Raw genomic sequence first — 13870 nt, 5'->3', positions numbered from 1 at the left:
ACTTGAGCCGGAGCACCTTCACCAACCCCTCACTAGCCTGAGGAAGACTTCCTCCAGCGTTGCATCGCTCCCCGCTTCAGAGAGCCTCCTAACCTCCTCTAGGGTGCCCTCTGCGAGCAGCTTACCCCTGTTTATGATGCCGACCCTGGTAGCGAACTTCTCTACGGCGTGTAGCTGGTGGCTCGATATCAGCACTGCAGCCCCCTTCCTCGCGAACTCCTCCACGACCTTCCTGAACGTGTGCTGCGCCTCCGGATCCATGCCGGAGGTGGGCTCGTCCATCACCAGCACGCTGGGCTCTGAGAGCAGGGCTGCAACTACGAGCACCTTTTGCACGGTCCCGCGCGAGAGCTTACCCATCCGCTTCCCAACGTGCTCCTCCAGCTGGAAGAGCTGGATGTACCGTTGCACTCTCTCCTCGAACACCTCCCTCTCCACCTCCCTGAGCGAGGCTACTAGCGCGAAGAAGTCCCGCACTGTCAAGCTCTCGAAGACCACGGGGTTCTCGGGCACGTAACCCACGTGCTTCAAAGCCTCCTCCCGATTCAAGGTGACGTCTACGCCGCAGACCTTAACCACCCCCCTGTCCGGCCTCAACAGGCCGACAACAATCTTGAGAAGAGTGGTTTTACCGGCACCGTTGGGCCCTAGAAGCCCGTATATCTCGCCCGCCCTGACTGCCAGCGATACCCCATCGAGCGCTCTCACGCGATGGTAGGTCTTCGATACGTCTACAACCTCGATGCAGCAGGCCACGCGGGGCGCAACCACCACACTATATTATCTTTTCAATGTCCTATGAACGATCTAAACAGCAGTGCCGATGCTCTCTTTACGCCGCTTCCGCGATCCAGCTCGGATAAGTGCTGGTAGGCTCTGACCGCGTAGACGATCGCTGTGAGCGCTGAGTGGAACAGCGCTGCTGCGAGAGCGAAGAATGGCACTTGTAGGGCGCTGAAGGCTATGAAGTACAGGAGGTACACGTTCCTCCTTCCGTCAACCTTGGCGAAAAGCCTGTCGAACTCCGCGTACCGCTTCAGCGGGACCCCTGCGACCAGCGTGAACTGGTTGTAGATGTGCCGCACGAAGCAGTCGACGACGAGCAGGGCTAAGCCCATCTGAAGCGCCGCAGCGCTCCAACCGTGCAGCGCTAAGCCGGCGGCGAAGGACGCGTAGAGGGCCTGCTCGTACAGCGCGTCGAACGAGTGCTCAAGGTGCCCCAGCTTCGTTAGCACACCCCGAACCCTAGCGAGCTTGCCGTCAACGCCGTCGAGGACCCCGATCAGGTAGGAGAAGATGGAAGCCTCCAGGAACCTCCCCGAGAGGAAGAGCAGGATCGCCGGTATCGCTAGCAGGTTCACCAGCACGGTGACCCTGTTGGGTGTCACGTAGCGGCACCCTCCAACGAGGCGCACGATGAGGTTCTCCAGGGGGGCGTTGAGCGCAGAGGTGAAGTGGACGCCCTTCTGAGCCCAGCGGAGCAGCGCCCTTTCAGCCTCACGTGAAGCCGCGGGCACGCAGGCCGGTCTATGCCTCTTTTCAACCAGCTCATCCAGCTCTACGGGGGCGGCTTGGCTGCCCAGAGCGTTGAGGTCCGTTAAGCGCAGCGGGCTCTGCCCGTCCAACGTCACCCGTGCGATGACTACGCGCCCCCTGTGCGTTCCCGCGATATCGCGCCCAGCCTTTAAGATGCGCTGCACGGCGTCGGGCGATACGAGGTAGGAGGCGTCTATGAGCAAGGCCGTGTGGAGCTCCGCGGGGGCCTCCTCGAGGCTTTCAACAGCTCTCACCGACGAGTCGCCGAGCTCTGAGAGGAGCTCCTCCACGCCTCTGCGGGCGCCGTGCTGGGGTACGACCAGTACCTCGCTGACGCTCTCCTTCAGGAGGAGGATCCAGCGTAGGAGCGCGGGCGTACCGTAGTGCGATGAGAGCGCCTGGGGGTCGGCTAGGATGTAAGCTTTAACCTTCACGCTCGATCACCGAGGCCGCCCGGCTGGCGAGGAGGGTGATGAAGCCCTTGAACGTCCTGCGCAGCTCCTTCACGAGGTTGTAGAAGAGGAGGAGGGCGAGGAGGAGCAGGGTTAGAGCGGCCGCCGTTGAAATGTAGCTGCCGAGGGTGGGGGCCTCGCGGAGCAGCTGCGGCACATAGATGAGCGCTAGCACAACGATTGAGAGGTAGAGGGCGTTCATGGCCAACCCCTTCGCGGAGCTCTCAGTTATGCCCAGCAGTGAGGATAGCTTCACCGCGTAGATGTCCACGAGCCCACGAAGCCCGGTGAGGATGCGGTAGCCGTAGTAGATGGTCACGACGAGCCCGGCGATCGAGAGCGCGTCCTCAGCGGTCAACACTGCGGCGCCGAGGTTCAGCTTAACCCCCCTCACAGCGGCCTGCGCCAGCCACAGTACCGCTAGGGCCGCGAACAGCTTCAAGCCGTTTATCACGATCAATTCCACGCAGCGCTCCGTGGGCCTCACACGCTTCTCAATCTGCGGGTGAGGCGCTACTCTGGTACCTGGCCTGGAGGTTGGCCGGAGTGAACCGGCGAGAGCCGCGAGGCCGGAGGCGAGCCAGAGGAGGAGGATTGGCTGGATCCAGCCGGTGGGCTGCGCGAAAACCAGCGCGAGCAGCAGTAGAGAGCGGTCTGCCAGAACCCACGCGAGGCTTCCGCCTGCGGCTAGGCGCCGGGAAGCTTCAGCTCCTGCTGCGCTGGCCAACCCTAGAAGCGCCAGAGGTAGGAGGGGGGCCGACAGCGCTTCCGGTAGCTGCAAGAGCACTGTGGACAGGAGCGAGGCGTCGTAGAAGATCGAGGCTGCGGTTGAGAGGGCGCTTAGCGCTGCTGTTCTACCTTGCAGCTCCACTAGGAGCTCGCGAGCATCGGATAGCAGGAGGGATGCGTAGGAGAAGGCCAGTAGTACGAGGAAGGCGGCGAGGTTGAAGGCGGCTAGGGCGACCGTGAGGGCTGCTAAGGTTAGCTCGGCTAGAGCCATCTTGACGACAGCCTCGCCTCTCGAGTGCGCGGGCTCCCCGAGGGCTAGGATGCGGCTCACCGGTCTGACAAGCAGCTTCGTCACGGGCTCTGGGAGCGCCTTGTCGCGCTCCCTCAGGATGATCCGGGGGTAGAGCCTCCTGGCCTCGAGTAGGTCTTCCGGGGTATCAACGTCCTTCCACAGAAGGCCGGTCACATCGACGAAGTCCACGTCCCCGGCCTCGGCGGCTAGATTCAGAGCGTCGCCGATCGCTGCTTGAGGCCCCCTCCTCGCAACGGCTTCCTCGATGTATCCTACGGCTCTCTCCCTGACGATGATGAGGCCCGTGTCTATCCCGTACCTCGACTCCAGCCCTTTCCCCACGGCGACGATCCTCCCCTCCTCGATCCTGACTTTAAGCCCCTCTCTCGCCTCCAGTGCGGAGGGGGTCCTGTCCAGGCAGATTGTGAAAGCCTTGTCCGAGCTGTGAGCTAGGAGCCGCTCCAGCAGCTCGTACTCGAAGATGTGGTCGGACATCGCGATGAGGAAGGGCGGTTCCACGTGCTTCAGGGCGGTGTACACCGTGTAGAGGTTCCCGAACTCCTCCCTATCCACGGTGAGCACGCGAGCCCCAAGCTCGCGGCCCAGCTTCTCCGCGTGCTCCCTCCTCGTGACCACGTAGATCGGCCCCAGCCCGGCTTTGCGCAGCCTCTCGAGGATGAACCTGATCAGCGGGAGCCCGGGCTCGAGCTCCATCAAGGTCTTCGGTAGGTCTCGCGAGTAGGGGTGTAGCCTGCTGGCTACGCCAGCTGCAACGATGACAGCGGGCATTGACTGCAAGACAGCCCCCACTCCTACGCGTGGACCGCATATAAATGCTCAATTCAGTCTCGATTCAGTACTAATTCCCCCACAACGGACCTAATTTAAGTGAATTTAAGTGAAGGAAATGCAACTCTCCATCCGACTCTCATAAGTATTTTTAAGTTCAGGAGCAGTAAGAGCGTGAGGCGGCTTGCGCAGCCTGCTCAAGGAGAGGATCAGAGCCGCCGTTGACCTCGTCGGAGACGCCCTGCGGGGAGAGATCAGCGATAGGCGCGATTTCATCGAGAGTTTGAGGCGGGAGTACGAATCGAAGGCTTTGAAACCCCTCTGGTGCTTCTCGGACGACCCGTACGACGAGGAGCTAGCGTTCATCTATGCTGTGGGAAAGCAGGTTGCCGCGGAAGAAGTCTCAGAGCTCAGGGAGGTCTTCGCCCTCGAGGTAGGGGCTGACGCCGTTATATCTGCGATCCTCTCCGGGCGGGATGCGAGGGATGCTCTGAGGGAGTGTATGGGTGCAAGCGGTGCTCGCGAAGTTCTCGCTGTATCCAGGCTCGCAGCATCCTACGATTTGATCGAGCAGGGGGGAGAGACCCTGCCCCAAGTATTGAGAAGCTTAAGCGCGTCCATCCCCGAGCTCGACGATCTCCTGCTCAGGTTTAAGCGCTACTACGCGTCGATATGGCTGGCAGCGATGTACGCTTTAGGGAGCGCTGACGAGAAAAACCTGGAAGCTCTTGCTGAATCGCTTGCGCTGAGGTTGGGTGACGTGAGGGCAAAAGCCATCGGAGTAATCGCGAGCAGGATCGCCACCGAGATCTTTGGGGTGAAGAAGGTCCCCGCAACCCCGTCGACTGGCGTGTTTGACGAGGTGCTTTCGCAGCTCGATAAAGGGGTGGCGGAGGCGTGGAGGTCCGTGTACAGCCAGCTCGTAACGCGCCTCACCGAGGCGGGGAGACCCGACGCCGAGCGACTGGCCGAAGTGCTGGTACGTGAGGCCATCAACAGGGGTGTGGATCCGGCTTCGATCGATGCGGCGTCCGTCGACCCTCAGAACCCTCTCGAGGCTTGGAGAAGGTACCTTAACCTCGACTGGAGGCTTAGCTACGCCTACCTTAACATTCGGAGCGAGTATGAAGTCAGGCTCGAGAGAGCACACGACTTCACGGTGCTTGGTAGGTTGCACCTGGTTGCGCTACGCTCGATCCACCGGGAGAAGCTGAGCGAGATGGTGTACCAATGGCTGATCGGTAGCGGCACGAAGCCCAAGGGTGTGAGCGACGATTACCTACGAGCCGAGATCGACCAGCTCGCTGAGGGCATCGTGCGCCACGCGCGCTCGCTAACGGTAAGGCAGGCGCACCTCACCCTGGCCTCGAAAAGGGTGGAGGTGTCGGGCGTTCCAGTCGAGCTCGGCCTCCACGCGAAGCGGCACAGACTCTACCTGCAGTTGAAAGTCGCGAACCGAACGAAGATCGTTGTGCGGGTCGATAGCCGGAGCGTCGAGAGGACTCTCGACCGGCTGAGGAACGCGTTGAGGAACGCCCTGCCACCGAAGGTGAGAGGGATAGCTGAACCCTTGGAGAGGGAGATCGGCGAGTTCTTGAGGACCAACCTTTGGGGTGGGCATTAAACAGCTGTAGCGCGATAAGCGTTTAAAGCGTGGTGCTGCGCGGGCAGCCGTGCGCTCGCGAGTTGCCAAGCTCGCCTTCCCACTGACGCTCGGCGTGCTGGCAGACTCCCTGCTCAGTCTCGCGGGCCTAGCGGTGGTCTCCCGCATCTCAACAGAGGCTGTAGCAGCCGTGGGCTTGTCCTCCTACCTGTTCTTCGTAATAAACGCGGTTCTAGCGATCTTCATGGGGGGCGTGATGGTGGTCGCATCGCAGGCGTTGGGGGGCGAGCGCGTAGACGTGGCTTCCGAAGCGACGGGGGAGGCGCTGGGCGCTGCAGTCGTCTTCTCCGCCCTCCTGGCTTCCACGGCCCCCTTCTGGCTGAACAGGTACCTTCTCCTCGTCTCGGGGGGCAACGAGGTTGTAGCAGCGTGGGGGTACGAGTACGCGCTGATGAGGATGCTCTCCCTCCCCGCGCTCGCGCTAAACGCCGTCGTCTCCTCGCTCTACCGGAGCGCTAGGATGCCCTGGCCGACAGCTCTCTACTCCATCATCTCGTCGGCCGTGGGTGCCGTTCTGCTGCCCGCCTTCACCTTCCAATTAAACATGGGTTTGGCTGGGGCAGGCTTAGCAACGGCGATTTCGAGTTACGCCGGCTTCTCAGCTTACGCTTTCGCTCGACTACCGCTCCCCCTACGCCTAAAGCTCCCGCGTAGAAGCGGCGTCAAGGTCCTCCTGCTAGGCCTCCCCTCCGCCGCGGAGAGGATCGTTGCGAGCGTGGCGCAGAACGTCTACTTGAATGCGGTGGCTAGAGGGGGGACGGCTGCTCTGGCCGCCCATAACATCGGGATTACCGTGGAGAGCCTCGTGTTCCAACCATCCTTCGCGCTCAGCATGGCAGCGCTCGTTGAAGCCGGCAGAAGCGTGGGGGCGAGCGACTCCGAGTCCACGTCAACGATCGTCGCGGAGAGCGTTAAGGTGAGCGCGGTTTGGATGGGTTTAGCTGCAGCCGCTCTAGCGCTAGCGTCGCCCTTCGTAGGCCGGGTTTTCACGAGCGATGAGAGTGTAGCGCAGCTCGTTATGGCGTACCTGCTGCTCGCTGCAGCCAGCGAAGTGGGGCTTGGCGTGAGCCAAGCGCTCTTCGGCGCTATTCGAGGGATGGGGAGCGTCTGGCTGCCCTTCGCGATCAGCAGCTTCACAGTCGTCTTTCTCAGGGCTCTGCCGGCTCAGCTGCTCTCGCTCCGCTACGGTGCTATCGGAGCATGGGTCACCCAGAACACAGACATGTACGGCCGAGCCCTCCTCGCTTACCTGGCGTGGAAGCTGCTGGGGGAGAAGAGGTTGGCGAGGAAAGTCGTGTAGGGAGCAGGTTTTTAGCTAGAGAGGGTTAGAGCGACCCGTGGGGCTGGTTAGACTCGACGCGAGCAGGGTCTTCTACAGGTTCGACCCCGACATCCCGCCCGCTGCTCGTGCTAGGCCGGGAGACTTGGTAGAGTTCGAGTGCCTGGACGCGCTAGGAGGCCAGATCGTGAGCGAGGAGCAAACGGTGGCAAGCATCGACTGGAACCGTGTGAACCCTGCGACGGGCCCTCTATACGTGGAGGGCACCACACCGGGGGACGCGTTGGCCGTCAAGATCCTGAGCATCGAGCTGGGCGGGAAGGGGGTCGTCGTGACGGCACCCGGCGAAGGGGCCCTCCCCCACTTGACTAGGGAGGCCAGGACGAGGATCTGCAGGGTCTACGAAGACAGGGTAGAATTCTTGGGCCTAACCCTCAAGGCGAGGAAGATGATCGGTGTGATAGGCACTGCCTCCAGCGAGAGAGCACCGACGGGTGTGCCGGGGAGGCACGGCGGAAACCTGGATACCCGCCTGATCGGTGAGGGCTCGACGGTCTACCTGCCCGTGGAGTACGAGGGAGGGTTGCTTGGCATCGGCGACCTTCACGCCGTGATGGGCGACGGTGAAGTTTGCGTGGCGGCCTGCGAAGTCAGCGGCAAGGTTCTAGCTAGAATCGGTGTTCTGCGCGGGCTAGCCCCGAAGTGGCCCATGGTTGAAACTCGGGATGCCACCTACCTGATAATCTCGGCGGAGGGCTTGGAGAACGCTCTCAAGCTGGCGGTCGAGGAGGCCGTGGGCGCGCTCTCAAGGGCTTTGAACTTGGACTGGTACGACGCGTACATGCTCGCGAGCATGGCGCTCGACTTCGAGATCAGCCAGGTCGTGGATCCGCGCAAGACAGTGAGGGTCAGAGTCCCGAAGGAGGTGGTACCCGCGACGAGGCTCCTCGAGAGCTTCGCGCGTTCCAGCGGGCACTAGAGGATCTCCACGATCCTGACTCCGAAACCCTCCAGCCTCTTTTTGAGCTCTTCATCAAAGCTCGCCAGCTTGCACCCCAGCTTTTGGGCGAGCGCGACGTAAAGAGCGTCGTAAACTGTGATCGAGAAGTCGGAGGCGATGCGTACGGCGCTCTCGAGCAAGTCGAGGGACGCGTATAGCCGCGCTGAGCCGTACACCAGCGGTTTCAAGTATCGGGCTAGAGCCTCGTACCTGTCTAAAGGGATTCGCCTGAGGAGGCAGGTGTGCCGCCATAGCGCGTTCGCAGCCTCCAGGACCGCCAAATCGAGAGTTGCGAGGCGCCCCGCGTACTCCCGAACGAAATTTACCGCTCTCTCGTAGAACTCGTCCTTAACCAGAATGCTAGCGTAAACACTGGCGTCGACAACGTAGAGAGTCTCGCTCAAGCCTCCTCCCTCAACGCCCTGACGCTCCTCCAGGCTGGTTCACCGGCTGGCGAAACCCCCTCCAGGGCCTCCTCGATGGCTTTGAGCGCTCTATTAAGCTCCAGCTCCGCCAGCCGACGCTCGAGAAAGCTCTCGATCTCCCTCCTCCAGTCGACCTCCTTGAATTCTCTCATCCTCCTCTTGATATCGCTCCTCACCCTCACGCTGAGAACCTCGCTGGTCACGCTCTACCGGATGAAAGCCGTATATAAATATTGTATGCAATTCTCAGCGATCAATGTATACATTGCATGAATACAGCGGGCACAGCTAAGCTTTTTGCACCCCTCTATGCTTTGCTGCCGTGACCGATTGGAGCCGGCTGGAGTCGTTCATCGTCGAGAAGATGTCTAAGACGAGGATCCCCGGCCTCAGCATCGCCCTCTTCAAGGGAAGCGCTATCGCCTACGCGCGGGGTTTCGGGTTCAGGGACGTGGAGAGAGGCTTGCCGGCGACGCCCGGGACGGTGTACGGGGTCGGCTCGATCACGAAGTCCTTCACCGCGCTCGCCATCATGATGCTGGTTGAGGAGGGTAAGCTCTCGCTGGACGACCCGGTGTCCAAGTACTTGCCCCTCGACCTCAGAGTGAAAGGGAAGCCCGTAACCGTCCACCATCTACTGACGCACACGAGCGGGCTTCCAGCTCTAGCTTACGCGGAAGGCTTGATCAGGGGAACCCTCGATCTCGACGCGACGTGGACACCGGTCGCATCAGCGGAGGACGTTGTGAGCTACATGACGGGCTGCAGCGAGTGGGCGGTGGCTGAGCCTGGCCAGCGCTTCTTCTACCTCAACGAGGGGTACGTTCTGCTCGGCCTGCTGGTCTCGAGGGTCAGTGGGCAGGCGTACGAGGAGTTCATCAGGAAGAGGGTACTCGAGCCGCTGGGTATGTCGCGGAGCTACTTCCGCGAAGCTGAGGTGGCGCGCGACCCTGATGTAGCGGAAGCCTATGTGGTGGACCGGGAAGGGCGGCACGTGAAGCTGAGGTTCCCCTACGGCCCTACAGCCGACGGGGGTCTGCTGAGCAACTGCCTCGACATGGCGAGGTACGCCGCGATGCTGGCCAACAGGGGCGAGCTCGATGGAGTGCGAATCGTTCCGCGCGAAACTATCGAAAAGATGGAGGAGGGTTACGCGAGCTTCCCTGGGATCTTCGGCGACGAATCCTACGGCTACGGACTGATAAAAACGGATAAGTTCTGGGGCAGGAAGCTAGTCTACCACGGCGGGTCTGTGCTTGTTCACACAGCTTTCATGGGCTACGCGCCCGGTGAGCGGGCGGGTGTCATCGTACTGGCGAACGCCTCAGGTTACCCCCTGTCGATTATCGGCTCGTACGCCCTCTCCCTCCTGCTCGGCGAAGAGCCGGAGAAGCTGCCCTTCGTTAGGAGGGATAGGATCCTCAGCAAGCTTGAGGGTACGTACGAGTCCTTCAGGGGATCCTACAGGCTGAACGTTAGGAGAGCTGGTGACTTCCTGATCCTCGAGTACCGGGACAGGCTGACGGAGGTCGTTACGCCGCTTGCTCCAATCGAGGTTAGGGACGATTACGCCCGCTTCTTCACCGAGAGTTACGGGAGGAGGGTGGAGGCCGAGTTCTTCGTTGACGGGGAGAAGGTTGTGATGATTTACGAGCGGTATAAGATGGTGAAGAAGTAGCTGGGTTCACCCGCTCCCTAGAGCCGCCCTCAACCTTTCAGCTTCCTCGACTACTTCCGCTATCTTCGATAGAAAACTGCCCGGCTCGAGCTCGGTCGGAACGTAGATCACAGGCTTCCCGTACTTCTCCGCCAGTTCCAGTGCTTTAGCGCCCGCGGGAGTATCCTCGGCCCCTTTCACCACGATGACTAAAGCCGCCTCCCCCGTCTCGAGGGCTCTCTCGGCGGCCGCCAGATCCTCCGGCATAGCGGGTAGATCGTGCTCCCTGACCAGGAGGTACTTCACGCGAACCCCCATCCACTCTACGGCGTACTGCGCGAGCGGCCCTACAGCCACCGCGGCAACGTTCAAGCGTGGGGCTTTGGAAACCAGCTCATCAAGCCTGGACAGTATGGCTGAAGCCTTCTCACTGTACACGGCCGCGCAAGTGGGCCGCAGATTGGAAAGCGTTCCTGACAGGTTCCTGACGAAGGAGGCGTAGTTGCGAGGGTCGAGAAGGATGCCGTGGTAGTTCGGCTGGCCCGTCGCCGGGTTTTCGAGGATAATTAAGCCGGCTACTTCGCTCAGCTCCAGGAGCCTCGCGCTAATCTCACCCGACTTCACGAGCTCATGGATACGCAGCTCAAACGGGGCATGGGCTGTCGATACGATCAAATCGCTACCCTTGAGTTTTTCAACATCCTGTGGTGTTAGCGAGTACTCGTGGGGGTCAATCCCAGAGGGGACCAGCGCGAGTACCTCGTCACCTTCGCACAGCAGTGCTTTGACGTCCTCAACGAGGGATGAGAAGGTCACGACGATTCTCAACCCCTCCCTCTCCTCCTCCCTCTGCATAGAGTACAGGGTAGTGTAGAGGACCCATGCGGCTACAGCAGCGGCTACGACGGCTACTGCTATTATGTACCTCCGGTCACTCACATCGTAATCGGTGCTATCCCAGTTATAAAACTTGTGCACACTATCGCTGAATATCGCCCTATAATGTGCACAGACGAAGGAGAAAGTTTATTAGGTGTGCACGTTCAACGTTAAACTTGAGGCTGCAGTATGCACGGGAAGCCGATGGTAGAGGTTAGAGACCTCGAGTTCGCGTACGGCGATGAAGTCGTGATCTCCAGCTCGAGCTTAAGCGTGGAGGGGCCGGGTCTCGTGACGCTGCTCGGACCCAACGGTGCGGGGAAGACAACGTTCTTCAAGCTGCTGCTCGGAATCCTTAAGCCTCTGAGAGGCAGCGTGCTACTCAACGGGGAGGACGTTACCGGTGATCCGGTCAGAGCGGGTGTGCATGCCAGCTACGTTCCCCAGCTCTCAGCGGTGAGGAGGGATCTGCCAATGACCGCCCTGGAGGCCATAGAGGCAGCTCTTACGGGCAGGCTTGACGGGCGGGAGAGGAGGGAGCGTGCACTGAAGGCCTTAAGCCTGGTGGGGGCTGAGCAGCTGGCGAAACGCAAGCTGAGCGAATTGAGTGGCGGCCAGCTGCAGAGGGTCATGATCGCCAGGGCTCTGGCTAGGGGTACGCCGATACTGCTCATGGACGAGCCCTTCTCCGGCATCGACCCGAGAGGGCGTGAGGATCTGGCCGACCTTATCTCCGATCTCGCGGGGGAAAGGCTGATCCTGCTTTCCTCACATGACCCTATCTTCACGCTCAACAAGAGCAAGCTGGTGGTGGTCTTCAATAGGGGTGTGCGAGCGATTGGAAGCCCTCGGGACGTCTACAGGCTGGAACTGCTCAGGGAGGCCTACGGGCCGGGGGTCCTCCTGATAGAGAAGTGCCTCCACGTGTTGAGCTGAGGTGGTACCGGTGAGCCTCGACCCCCGTTGGGTCATCGTGATGCTCGGCAGCTCAGCTGCATTCGGATCGCTCAGCCCGCTTACGTACGCGAGGAGGCTCAACTACTTCGCTGCTTCACTCCCGCACTCCGCTCTCCTATCCGTCGCGCTCGGCGTTGCAGCCTCGGCCCACCTCGGCGGACACCCGGCCGCGTGGGCTGTTGTTATCAGCCTCCCCCTCTCCTACCTCCTCATCCACCTGATCCACCGGGGCGTTAGCGAGGATAGCGCCACGTCGGTGTTCGTCGCGTTCACCGCGGCGGGCAGCGTCGCAGCTATATACTACGTGCTCACCAGCGTCCCCGTGAGGGTCAGCCTCTGGTCCTACATCCTCGGCGACCCTCTCCTGACCACGTGGGATGACGCGCTCTTGACGGCTGCCATCGGCGCGGCGACTTTCATCGCGTCGAGGCTCCTCTTGATGCAGGAGATGCTCATCGGGCTTGACAGCGAGTTCGCCGCAGCATCGGGCTTGAGAGTAAAGCTGCACAACTACCTCCTCGCGACTCTGCTGACCGTCACGTCGGTTAGCCTCTTAAGATCCGTCGGCTTCGTCGTGGAGCACGTGGCTCTTCTCCTGCCCAGCGCGTTGGCCGCGCAGGTCGCCAGGAGCGCGAGGGAGTTCTTCACTGTCAGCGTGGCCAGCTCGGTAGCGGCCGGGTTGATCGGCCTCCTCCTCTCTCGGATCCTCAACGCTGCTCCAGCAGCGATGATGGGCTTCACCCTACTCGCCATGTACGTGCTATCTCTCCTCCTCAGTGAGCGGCGATGACGAGGAAGAGGAGGTTCGGTATCTCGCTTGACAAGGACCTCTTCGAGGAACTCGATAGAGCTGCCAAAGCTATCGGAGCGGACAGATCCCGCCTGATCTCGCTGGCTACGAGAGAGTACCTGATGGAGAGGATCCACTTCGAGAGGGAGCACGAGTGCGAGGGAGTACTCGTTGCCAGCTACCCGGCTGAGGCCAAGGAAGAAGTCGACAAGCTCCTAGAAAGCAGTGGCTCGCTCGTGCTCAGTCGATCCCACTTCCACTCGAGGGGCGGCTGCTGCGTCGAAGTGATCTACCTGAGAGGCTCCTCCGACTCCGTTTGGAACCTTCACATGGCGATTGGTAGGATCTGCAGAGCCTGTCGCTACATTCCAACCTGCCTCTAAAGCCTCCTCCCTTGAGAGCAGTACTCCCCACTGAGGATCGCCGCTAGAAGGCCCTTGCGGCGCTTCTCGTAGACCCCTTCGAGTTCCTCCCGGTACCACGGGAACGCACGCACGGCCTCGTGGAGCTCATCGAGCGCTCTCAAGCTCCTTTCCAGGTGCTCCCCTATCCTCCCCTCCTCGAAGCCACCACCGTTGAAGAGGAGGCACTGCCGCTCGCTCCAGTCTCCCGGCTGGTCCATCCCGGGGAAGTAGTGGGGCAGCATCCTCTCCAGCGTTTCCTCCGCCACTATGCCGCCGAGCGATACGAGCTTGCCGGACTTGTAGGCGGGAATATCGGGACCGTACAGCAACATATCGTACTTGTTCGATGCTAGAGCCGCCAAATCCTGCAGCGCGTAGAAGAAAATCCGTTCCACCCCCAACTCCTCCAGCTCGGCGCTCACCCTCCTTACACCTTCCTCCGCGAGGAAGCCGTAGACGTGAACTTCTCTAACGCGCGCCCCTTTCGCCTCGACCGCCGGGAGGAAGTACGCTAAGGCTCTTGCGAGGGACTCGCCCGTAGCCACGGTGTCGGCCACCACCAAAACCCTCTCTCGCGAAACTCCCCCCAGATCCGCGTAAACCACCTCAGCTTTCCTGCCCTCGTGGCACCCCGTCGAATACCCGGGGTAGCGGACTCTCACATAGGCCTCGGCGAGGCGAAAGCCACCCTCCTTCAACGCTTCGTGGAGCCTGTACCCCATTGACGCCCTCAAAACGTGTAGGAATGCGACTTCCCTGCTGCCAGCCGTTTTAGCGATGATCGCTGCCGCCGCTCTAGCCGCCTGAAGCGCTTCCCTTTCCAGCCTAGTTCCGACGATTTCGGGTTCGCAGGCCATCCTCAGCCCGCTGTCGGTGTCAAGGATAATCACTGTAGCCCGCGAGTCCACGTCAGCTCTGTAGGCCCTCCCCCCTTCCACACGAGCGAGAGGAGCAACCTCGGTCCTAACGCCAGCATCGAGAGCTGCTCTCTTCAAGCTCAAGAACGCCCTAGGGGCCG

At 61.2% G+C, this 13870-nt stretch carries 14 protein-coding genes; 7 read left to right on the top strand and 7 right to left on the bottom strand.

Features of this window, described 5'->3' with window-relative positions; translation table 11 throughout:
- Positions 1-18: 18 nt before the first annotated feature.
- From QXF46_04065 to QXF46_04055, 3 genes are read right to left on the bottom strand one after another with little or no spacing between them, the layout of a single operon-like run.
- Complete coding sequence (locus QXF46_04065) at positions 19-756, bottom strand: ABC transporter ATP-binding protein (GenBank protein ID MEM0226027.1); 738 nt, start codon at positions 754-756, stop codon at positions 19-21.
- A gap of 32 nt (positions 757-788) precedes the next feature.
- Positions 789-1970, bottom strand: coding sequence for a CDP-alcohol phosphatidyltransferase family protein (locus QXF46_04060; protein ID MEM0226026.1), 1182 nt, complete (start codon positions 1968-1970; stop codon positions 789-791).
- The gene (locus QXF46_04055) at positions 1960-3819 is read right to left on the bottom strand and encodes an NTP transferase domain-containing protein (protein MEM0226025.1); all 1860 of its coding nucleotides are present in this window, start codon (positions 3817-3819) and stop codon (positions 1960-1962) included. Before QXF46_04055 ends, QXF46_04060 begins: the two co-directional genes overlap by 11 nt.
- Before the next feature lie 163 nt (positions 3820-3982).
- Here QXF46_04055 and QXF46_04050 point away from each other — a divergent pair, with 163 nt between their 5' ends.
- Genes QXF46_04050 through QXF46_04040 form a run of 3 tightly spaced genes read left to right on the top strand, consistent with a single transcriptional unit; the run spans position 3983 to position 7719 of the window.
- A complete protein-coding gene (locus QXF46_04050; GenBank protein ID MEM0226024.1) occupies positions 3983-5422 on the top strand; it encodes a DUF2192 domain-containing protein in 1440 nt (479 codons plus the stop codon).
- A gap of 49 nt (positions 5423-5471) precedes the next feature.
- The gene (locus tag QXF46_04045; protein ID MEM0226023.1) at positions 5472-6761 is read left to right on the top strand and encodes an MATE family efflux transporter; all 1290 of its coding nucleotides are present in this window, start codon (positions 5472-5474) and stop codon (positions 6759-6761) included.
- 37 nt (positions 6762-6798) lie between these two features.
- Entirely contained in the window at positions 6799-7719 is a 921-nt protein-coding gene (locus QXF46_04040) for an acetamidase/formamidase family protein (protein MEM0226022.1), read from the top strand.
- Here QXF46_04040 and QXF46_04035 read toward each other — a convergent pair.
- Complete coding sequence (locus QXF46_04035) at positions 7716-8144, bottom strand: type II toxin-antitoxin system VapC family toxin (GenBank protein MEM0226021.1); 429 nt, start codon at positions 8142-8144, stop codon at positions 7716-7718. The genes QXF46_04040 and QXF46_04035 overlap by 4 nt on opposite strands.
- Positions 8141-8368 (bottom strand): hypothetical protein, encoded by a 228-nt coding sequence (locus tag QXF46_04030; protein ID MEM0226020.1) that lies wholly within the window; start codon positions 8366-8368, stop codon positions 8141-8143. Before QXF46_04030 ends, QXF46_04035 begins: the two co-directional genes overlap by 4 nt.
- Before the next feature lie 119 nt (positions 8369-8487).
- Here QXF46_04030 and QXF46_04025 point away from each other — a divergent pair, with 119 nt between their 5' ends.
- Positions 8488-9843, top strand: coding sequence for a serine hydrolase (locus QXF46_04025; protein ID MEM0226019.1), 1356 nt, complete (start codon positions 8488-8490; stop codon positions 9841-9843).
- 6 nt (positions 9844-9849) lie between these two features.
- Here QXF46_04025 and QXF46_04020 read toward each other — a convergent pair whose 3' ends face one another.
- Entirely contained in the window at positions 9850-10761 is a 912-nt protein-coding gene (locus QXF46_04020) for a zinc ABC transporter substrate-binding protein (protein ID MEM0226018.1), read from the bottom strand.
- A gap of 144 nt (positions 10762-10905) precedes the next feature.
- Here QXF46_04020 and QXF46_04015 point away from each other — a divergent pair, with 144 nt between their 5' ends.
- From QXF46_04015 to QXF46_04005, 3 genes are read left to right on the top strand one after another with little or no spacing between them, the layout of a single operon-like run.
- Positions 10906-11637 carry a metal ABC transporter ATP-binding protein gene (locus QXF46_04015; GenBank protein MEM0226017.1) on the top strand — a complete coding sequence of 244 codons (732 nt, stop codon included), beginning with the start codon at positions 10906-10908 and terminating at the stop codon, positions 11635-11637.
- A gap of 10 nt (positions 11638-11647) precedes the next feature.
- On the top strand, positions 11648-12448 hold the full coding sequence (locus QXF46_04010; GenBank protein MEM0226016.1) for a metal ABC transporter permease: 801 nt from the start codon (positions 11648-11650) through the stop codon (positions 12446-12448).
- Positions 12445-12831, top strand: coding sequence for a CopG family ribbon-helix-helix protein (locus tag QXF46_04005; GenBank protein ID MEM0226015.1), 387 nt, complete (start codon positions 12445-12447; stop codon positions 12829-12831). Before QXF46_04010 ends, QXF46_04005 begins: the two co-directional genes overlap by 4 nt.
- Here QXF46_04005 and QXF46_04000 read toward each other — a convergent pair.
- Positions 12828-13853 (bottom strand): hypothetical protein, encoded by a 1026-nt coding sequence (locus tag QXF46_04000; protein ID MEM0226014.1) that lies wholly within the window; start codon positions 13851-13853, stop codon positions 12828-12830. The two genes, QXF46_04005 and QXF46_04000, sit on opposite strands and share 4 nt — an antisense overlap.
- Positions 13854-13870 lie beyond the last annotated feature (17 nt).

This window comes from Thermofilaceae archaeon, assembly GCA_038731975.1.
In the GTDB taxonomy this organism is placed as follows: Archaea; Thermoproteota; Thermoprotei; order Thermofilales; family Thermofilaceae; genus JANXEW01.
Note: the sequence above shows the minus strand (reverse complement) of the source record. Positions and strands in the feature narration are given on the sequence as shown.

Coding starts and splice junctions, on each gene's coding strand:
- QXF46_04015 (MEM0226017.1), top strand. CDS start 10,906: ATGGTAGAGGTTAGAGACCTCGAGTTCGCGTACGGCGATGAAGTCGTG.
- QXF46_04005 (MEM0226015.1), top strand. CDS start 12,445: ATGACGAGGAAGAGGAGGTTCGGTATCTCGCTTGACAAGGACCTCTTC.